Source organism: Phenylobacterium sp., assembly GCF_036263695.1.
Classification (GTDB): Bacteria; Pseudomonadota; Alphaproteobacteria; order Caulobacterales; family Caulobacteraceae; genus Phenylobacterium.
Window position 1 is genome coordinate 1 of the sequence record NZ_DATAGM010000008.1, and the last position, 6,871, is coordinate 6,871.

Sequence of the window (6,871 nt, forward strand, 5' to 3'; positions counted from 1 at the left end):
CAGCTACATGCGCAAGCTGCCGCGGGCCAACCCGCCTGGCGAGAAGTTCACCTATAACACAGGCGAGACCGACCTCGTCGGCGTGCTGGTCTCCAAAGCCACCGGCAAGACACTCTCCCAATACGCCTCCGAGAAGCTCTGGAAGCCTATCGGCATGGAGCGGGACGGCATCTGGATGCTGGACCTCGCCGGCCACGAGCGCGGCGGCTGCTGCATGTCCATGACACTGCGGGACTACGGGCGCATCGGACAGTTCATGCTGGAGGGCGGCGTGGCGCGCGGCAAGCGCATCCTACCCGAAGGGTGGACGGCTCAGGCGACCACGCCCCAGATCACCAATGGAGCGCCCCCGCCCGGCTACGGCTACTTCTGGTGGATGATCCCCGACGGCTACGCCGCGAGAGGCATCTTCGGGCAATCGATCGTGACACTGCCGAAGGACAAGCTCGTGGTGGTGGTCAATTCGGCCTGGCCGCAGGCGACCGGTCGCGAGCTCGGGGCGGCCCAGATCGCCTTCCTCGCCGCTGTCCGCGATGCGGCGAAAGAGCTCTGACAGCCGGACGAGCCGTGGACCGTCAGCCCAGCGCCGCGCACAAGGCGTCTTCCAGTTCCTGCCGACGGAACGGCTTCTGGATCACCGGCACGCGGCGCAGGCTGTCCGGCACGCCGGCTGGGCCGTAGCCGCTGGCGATGGCGAAGGGGGCCCCGCGGCGCACCAGGGCTTCGGCCACCGGCAGCACGCTCTGGCCGGCGATGTTCACGTCCAGCAGGGCCACGTCGTAGCCGCCGGCCTCCACCAGCCTCAGCGCCTCGGCCACGCTGGCGGCGCTGCCGACGACGGTGCAGCCCAGGTCCTCGAGCATGTCCTCGATCAGCAGGGCGACCGGGCCTTCGTCCTCGACGATCAGCACCTGAAGGCCCTTGAGGCCCTCGTCCGACGCGTCGGCGCCGGTCACGCGAGCGGAATGGCGAGAGAGCACTGCAGTCCTTCAGGTTTGAAACGCAGGTCGACCTATCCGGCCAGGTCCCTGGTGATGTTGCGTTCGATCAGCCGGAGGCCGAAGCCGCGCCGGGTGGGCTCGACCATCGGCGGCCCGCCGGTCTCGATCCACTGCATCGCCAGGGCAGGATCGGCGCCCAGTCGATCCAGCGTCCAGGTCAGCTGGACCTGGCCGCCGTCGGCCGAGAGGGCGCCGTATTTGGCGGCGTTGGTGGCCAGCTCGTGGACGACCATGCCGAGCGCCAGGCCGATGCGGGCCGGCAGGGTGAGGTCCGGGCCGTCCAGCCGCACCCGCCGTTCGGCGCCCCGGGCATAGGGGGCGAACTCCTGCTCCAGCAGCTCGCGCAACCCCACGCCGCTCCACTGCCGGCGGGTCAGCAGGTCGTGAGCCTTGCTGAGCGACAGCAGCCGCTCCTCGAAGCGGGTGGAAAAGTCCTCGGGCGCGCTGCGCTGGGTGTGCCGGGCGATCGATTGCACCGTGGCCAGGGTGTTCTTCACCCGGTGGTTCAGCTCGTCGATCAGCACCTTCTGGCCCTCCTCGGCCCGCTTGCGCTCCGAGATGTCCACCAGCACGTTGATCGCCCCGGTCACTTCGCCGTCGGCGTCGCGCAGTAGGGTGGGGAACGGCGTGAAGGTCGCTCGCGTGCCGTCCGGCCGCTCGGCGACCGCTTCGACGCCCCGCAGCTCCTCGCCGGCGTTCAGCGCCAGGGCCATCGGGCACTCGTCGTGCGGCAGCGGCGTACCATCCGGCCAATAGAGCTTCCAGGTGACGCACCAGAGGTCGACGCCGAGTTCGGGGCGGCGGCCGGCGAACTCCACCGCGGCCTCGTTGCAGTACGTGATCCGGCCCTCTCGGTCGGTGGTGTAGACGGCCATCGGCAGCGCATCGAGCAGCGCCCGCACGCGCTGTTCACTCTCCGCCAGCCGCCGGGCGCCCTCGTCGCGCCCGGTGACGTCCACGGTGAAGCAGCGCGTGTTGACGAACTCGCCGTTGCGGAACAGGGCGCTGGAGCTGATCTGGACGTACTTGATCGAGCCGTCGCGGGCCCGCAGCCGGGCCGGGTACTTGTCGAGCCGCTCGCCGGCCTTCAGCCGCCGCAGCACGTCGGCGACTGTCTCCGGATCGGCGTGGAAATCGGCCACGGGCCGTCCGACGTACTCGTGGGCCGGATAGCCGAGCAGCTCCAGCTCAGCCTTGTTGGCCCGCACGATCACCTGCGGTCGACGATGTGCAGCCCGAGGGAGCCGTTCTCGAAAAAGTCCTCGAGGTCGTGCTCGGCGGCAGGCGCCGCGATCGGCGCCTCCTGATCGAGCGCTACAGAACCCATTCACTGTCCTCCGGGGGCGAACCCCGCTACGGCAACGCTGTCGACAACCCGACGTTCCCTTGGGTCGGGAGGGTCATGCACAGGCACGCGAGCTAGCGCAATGCCGAAACGCGGCGTCTCGCCGGGCGGGCCACGGAGCCGAATGTGAAACGCGGGCGCCCGAGACAGACGCGCCGCGGCTGGCTAGAACGCGGCCATGCCCAAGGCCATCCTCACCGCCGGTCCCATCGCCCGCGACCGGAAGGGCGTCATCGGCAAGGACGGCGGCCTGCCCTGGCGGCTGAAGACCGACATGCAGAGCTTCAAGGCGCTGACCCTCGGCAAGCCGGTGATCATGGGCCGCAAGACCTGGGAGAGCCTGCCGCTGAAGCCGCTGCCGAAGCGGACCAACATCGTCCTGTCCCGCGACGGCTCGTTCCAACCCAAGGGCGCCATCACCTGCGAGGACTTCTCCGAGGCCGTGCAGATCGCACGGGAGCAGGCGGAGGAGGACGGCGCCGAAGAAGTCTGCGTGATCGGCGGCGCCTCGCTCTTCGAGCTGGCGCTGCCGCGGGCGCGGCGGATCTACCTCACCGACGTTTTGGCCGACGTGGCGGGCGACGTGTTCCTCGCCCCCTTCGACGAGAGCGCGTGGACGGTGGTCAGGGAAGAGGCTCACCCCGCGGGCCCGGACGATGAGCATCCCTTCGTGCTGAAGGTGCTCGAGCGGCGCTGAGTTGTTTTCCCCGGCGGGAGCCGGTTACCTCGAACGCAAGAACGGAGGAACGGGCCGATGGAGTTCGAGGTCGTCGCCGAGGGGCTGGAGTTTCCGGAGGGGCCGATCGCCATGGCCGACGGATCGGTGATCGTGACCGAGATCAAGGGCCAGCGGCTGACGCGGATCTTCCCTGACGGGCGCCGCGAGACGGTCTGCGAGACCGGCGGCGGGCCGAACGGCGCCGCTATAGGCCCGGACGGCGCCATCTGCATCACCAACAACGGGGGCTCGTTCCAGTGGCTGGAGAACAACGGGCTGACCATCCCAGGCCCGACGCCGGACACCCACAAGGGCGGCTCGATCCAGCGGTTCGACCCGGCGAGCGGCAGGCTCGAGACCCTCTACGAGGCCTGCGACGGCCGCAGGCTGGTGGGGCCGAACGACCTGGTCTTCGACAGGACCGGCGGCTTCTGGTTCACCGACCACGGCTGCGGCACGCCAGAAGGGCGCAAGTTCGGGGCGCTCTACTACGCGAGGCCCGACGGCTCGTTGATCAGCCGCCAGCGCGACCACTTCGTCTCGCCCAACGGCGTCGGCCTCTCGCCGGACGAGCGCGTCGTCTACATGGCCGACACCACGCTCGGTCGCCTCTGGGCCTTCGACGTCGCTGAGCCCGGCCGGCTGAAGCCGCCGGAGGGCTTCGGACCTGGCCGGGTGGTTTGCAACCTGCAGGGCTACCAGCTGCTCGACAGCCTCGCGGTCGAGGCCGGCGGCAAGGTGTGCGTGGCTACCATCATCAACGGCGGGATCACCGCCTTCGACCCGGACGGGACCACCGAGCACTTCGGATTCCCCGACCTGGTGGTGACCAACATCTGCTTCGGCGGCGCCGACATGATGGACGCCTGGATCACCCTCTCGGCCACCGGCAAGCTCGTGAAGGCCAGGTGGCCCAGGCCGGGCCTGAAGCTGAACTTCAGCGCCTGAGCGCCGCTCAGTCGACCGTCGTCAGGCGCTCGATCTCCGGCCGGCCGGCGAGGACAGCGCCCAGCTTGGGGCCGGCGGCCTTGAAGTGCTCGGCGTCGCGGTGGGCGGCGGTGGCTGCCTCGTCTTTGTAGAGCTCCAGCACCTTGTAGGTGTTGGGCTCGGAGGTGCGGGTCAGCTGGTAGAGGAGGTTGCCGGGCTCGTTGGCCCGCACCTGTTGCGAGAGCTCGCGGAAGACCGCCTCGAACTCGGCGTTCTTGCCGTCCTGGATCTTCAGCGTCGCCACCAGCGCGATCATGCCCGTTTCCTCCTCAGATGCTGAGCGGGCGCGACCGTAGAGGCGGCGCCGCGGGGCGGCAAGGGCGCAGGTCTGGCGCGGGCGGCCGAGCCGGGCTACAGCCAAGACGTGCACCGCGCGCTCGCCACCCTGCTCTCGATCGCAACGCTGGCGCTCGCGGGCCCGGCCCTGGCGCACGGGGTGGGAAGCGGGGACGCCGCCTTCATCGAGGCCAACCCGGGACCGCAGATCGCCGCCTTCCTGTACCTCGGCGCCAAGCACATGGTCACCGGCTACGATCACCTGGCCTTCCTGGTGGGGGTGGTCTTCTTCCTCCATCGGCTGAAGGACGTGGCGCTGTACGTCACCCTGTTCAGCCTGGGCCACAGCGCGACGCTGCTCGTGGGCGTTCTCGGGAGCGTGCGCGCCGACCCGTTCCTGGTGGACGCGGTGATCGGGCTGTCTGTGGTTTACAAGGCGCTCGACAACCTCGGGGCGTTCAAAACCTGGTTCGGCGCCAGCCCGGACACCCGGGCCATGGTGGCCGCCTTCGGCCTGGCCCACGGGTTCGGCCTGGCGACCAAGCTGCAGGACCTGAAGCTCTCCCCTGACGGCCTGGTCGCCAACATGGTGGCGTTCAACGTCGGCGTCGAGCTTGGGCAGTTCCTGGCGCTGGCGATGATCCTGGCGCTGATGGGCTGGTGGCGCTCCAGGCCCGCGTTCGCGCGCCAGGCCGTCGCCGCCAACGTGGCGCTGATGACCGCGGGGTTCGTGCTGACCCAGATGCAGCTGGCCGGCTACGTCCTCGGGAGGAGCGCATGAGCGCCGAGCGGCCGGGCCCCTCGCGCAGGCGTCTCCTCGCCTGGACGCTCACCGCCCTGGCGGCCGGAACCCTGGTCACCGTCCTCCTCGTGCTGCCGGCCGAGTACGCGGTCGACCCGACGGGCTTCGGCCGGCTGACAGGGCTTACCCGCATGGGCGCCAGCCGGGAGGTGGCGGTCACGCCGCCCGATGGCGCCGGCGCGGTGGCCATCGAGGCCGCCCGGCCCTGGCGGTCCGACACCCTGACGATCCGCCTGGAGACCGGCGGGCAGGAGGGCTCCGACACCGAGCGGAAGGTCTGGATGGTGCCCGGCCAGGCCTTCGTCTACGCCTGGAGCGCCGACGGCGAGGTCTATTCCGACTTCCACGGCGAGACCCTGCCCAGCCCGCGCATCAAGGTGATGACCTACCGCACCGCAGACCCGCTGAAGGGCGAGCCGGCCAAGGGCATGAGCGGGTCCTTCACCGCGCCCATGGAGGGCTTCCACGGCTGGTATTTCCGCAACCTGGAGGGCCGGCCGGTGACCGTCACCGTCCGCCTCGCGGGCTTCTACGACCTACGCCCCTACCCGCCGCCGGGCGTGACGCCCCAGGGGCACTAACGGCTCATCCCAGCGGAAGCCGGGATCCAGACGGCGTTCATCGAGACCACTGCGTCAGTAGCTAGGTTCGGGATGGATCCCGGCTTTCGCCGGGATGAGCGGTGATTTGTGTGCCTTAAGCCCGCTCGTTCCAGCCGTAGGCGACCCAGTGGTGGCCGCCGACGTTGCGGGCTTCGATGATGCCGTTGTTGCTCGCGCGGGCGCGGGCGGTGCGGCGGGCGCGCAGGGCGGCGCCGGCGAACATCAGGAGGAAGCTCGACATCACCGCGATCACCACCACCGTGGCGGCCGCGAAGACGGCGAGCACGGCGGCGACGGTCACAGCGGCCGCCGTGGCGAGCGCGCCGCCCACCAGAGCCAGGGTGCGCAGGGCGGAACGCGGCTTGCCAGCGGTCAACCTGTCCATCGTCTCCTCACGGCCGGCTATTCCGGCTCAACGGAAATGTCGGCCCGGCGATCCCGCCGGTCAACTCACACTCACGAAATGCTGTGATTGCGGCGTCATCATGCCGCTCCGGCGAGCGCAATCTGGCGCCTTTCGCGCATGATGGTGTCGAAGGCGGCGTTGATGGCGGCCGACTTGGCCTCGGCCACCTCGATGAACTCGCTCGGCAGCCCGCGGGCGCGGGCCCGGTCCGGGTGGGCCTCTGAGAGCATCTTCTTCCAGACGGCGCGGATCTCCTCGTCGCTGGCGTCGTGCGGGACGTCGAGGATGGTGTAGGGATCGTCGGCGTCGGAGCCGAGATGGGTCGCCTTTAGCCGCCGGAACACCAGCGGCGAGAAGCCGAAGATCTCCGCCACCCGGCCGATGTAGGCCAACTCGTCATCGGAGACCGCTCCGTCCGATGCGGCGATGTGGAAGAGCCCGTCCACCACGTCTTCCAGCAGCTGCGGACAGCCGCGGTAGCGCCGGGCCAGGCGCCTGGCGTAGCTTTCGAAGCCATGGGTGGTCTGGCGAGCCAGTTGGAACAGCCGGCGCACGTTGCGCTCGGAGCCCGGGTCGGACTGGAAGACCTCGGAAAACCTGGCGAACTCGTGCACGTCGGCGCGGCCATCGGCCTTGGCGAGCTTGGCGCCGAGGGCGGTGACGGCGGTCGTGAACGCAGGATCCTCGCCGGGCAGTCCCGCCGGACAGTCGGGGCATTCGGCGTCGTCCACGCT

At 69.9% G+C, this 6,871-nt stretch carries 10 protein-coding genes; 5 read left to right on the forward strand and 5 right to left on the reverse strand.

Annotated features, from left to right (window positions below):
* Positions 1-553, forward strand: a 553-nt coding sequence (locus VHK87_RS00210) for a serine hydrolase (RefSeq protein WP_329632886.1), incomplete at its 5' end; no start/stop codon positions are given.
* Between the two features lie 22 nt (positions 554-575).
* Here VHK87_RS00210 and VHK87_RS00215 read toward each other — a convergent pair.
* Both VHK87_RS00215 and VHK87_RS00220 read right to left on the reverse strand, forming a co-directional pair.
* Positions 576-956, reverse strand: coding sequence for a response regulator (locus tag VHK87_RS00215; protein WP_329632887.1), 381 nt, complete (start codon positions 954-956; stop codon positions 576-578).
* Positions 957-1,012: 56 nt separating this feature from the next.
* The gene (locus VHK87_RS00220; protein ID WP_329632888.1) at positions 1,013-2,209 is read right to left on the reverse strand and encodes a sensor histidine kinase; all 1,197 of its coding nucleotides are present in this window, start codon (positions 2,207-2,209) and stop codon (positions 1,013-1,015) included.
* 315 nt (positions 2,210-2,524) lie between these two features.
* Between VHK87_RS00220 and VHK87_RS00225 the strand changes: the two genes are divergently transcribed.
* The gene (locus tag VHK87_RS00225; protein WP_329632889.1) at positions 2,525-3,043 is read left to right on the forward strand and encodes a dihydrofolate reductase; all 519 of its coding nucleotides are present in this window, start codon (positions 2,525-2,527) and stop codon (positions 3,041-3,043) included.
* Positions 3,044-3,100: 57 nt separating this feature from the next.
* Positions 3,101-4,012: an SMP-30/gluconolactonase/LRE family protein gene (locus VHK87_RS00230; RefSeq protein ID WP_329632890.1), complete on the forward strand. Its 912-nt coding sequence runs from the start codon at positions 3,101-3,103 to the stop codon at positions 4,010-4,012.
* Positions 4,013-4,019: 7 nt separating this feature from the next.
* Here the strand turns inward: VHK87_RS00230 and VHK87_RS00235 are convergent, their stop codons facing one another.
* A complete protein-coding gene (locus VHK87_RS00235; protein ID WP_329632891.1) occupies positions 4,020-4,307 on the reverse strand; it encodes a putative quinol monooxygenase in 288 nt (95 codons plus the stop codon).
* 108 nt (positions 4,308-4,415) lie between these two features.
* On the opposite strand from VHK87_RS00235, the gene VHK87_RS00240 reads away from it, so the two are divergent.
* Positions 4,416-5,108 (forward strand): HupE/UreJ family protein, encoded by a 693-nt coding sequence (locus VHK87_RS00240; RefSeq protein ID WP_329632892.1) that lies wholly within the window; start codon positions 4,416-4,418, stop codon positions 5,106-5,108.
* Positions 5,105-5,710 (forward strand): hypothetical protein, encoded by a 606-nt coding sequence (locus tag VHK87_RS00245; RefSeq protein ID WP_329632893.1) that lies wholly within the window; start codon positions 5,105-5,107, stop codon positions 5,708-5,710. Before VHK87_RS00240 ends, VHK87_RS00245 begins: the two co-directional genes overlap by 4 nt.
* A 115-nt stretch (positions 5,711-5,825) precedes the next feature.
* On the opposite strand, the gene VHK87_RS00250 is transcribed toward VHK87_RS00245, so the two are convergent.
* The gene (locus VHK87_RS00250) at positions 5,826-6,116 is read right to left on the reverse strand and encodes a hypothetical protein (protein ID WP_329632894.1); all 291 of its coding nucleotides are present in this window, start codon (positions 6,114-6,116) and stop codon (positions 5,826-5,828) included.
* Between the two features lie 98 nt (positions 6,117-6,214).
* Entirely contained in the window at positions 6,215-6,868 is a 654-nt protein-coding gene (locus tag VHK87_RS00255) for a DnaJ family molecular chaperone (RefSeq protein WP_329632895.1), read from the reverse strand.
* Between the last annotated feature and the right edge of the window lie 3 nt (positions 6,869-6,871).

What these genes read in the sequence shown, in the direction of transcription:
- VHK87_RS00235 (WP_329632891.1), bottom strand. Translation starts at nt 4,307, where the DNA reads ATGATCGCGCTGGTGGCGACGCTGAAGATCCAGGACGGCAAGAACGCC.
- VHK87_RS00245 (WP_329632893.1), top strand. Translation starts at nt 5,105, where the DNA reads ATGAGCGCCGAGCGGCCGGGCCCCTCGCGCAGGCGTCTCCTCGCCTGG.
- VHK87_RS00250 (WP_329632894.1), bottom strand. Translation starts at nt 6,116, where the DNA reads ATGGACAGGTTGACCGCTGGCAAGCCGCGTTCCGCCCTGCGCACCCTG.
- VHK87_RS00225 (WP_329632889.1), top strand. Translation starts at nt 2,525, where the DNA reads ATGCCCAAGGCCATCCTCACCGCCGGTCCCATCGCCCGCGACCGGAAG.
- VHK87_RS00230 (WP_329632890.1), top strand. Translation starts at nt 3,101, where the DNA reads ATGGAGTTCGAGGTCGTCGCCGAGGGGCTGGAGTTTCCGGAGGGGCCG.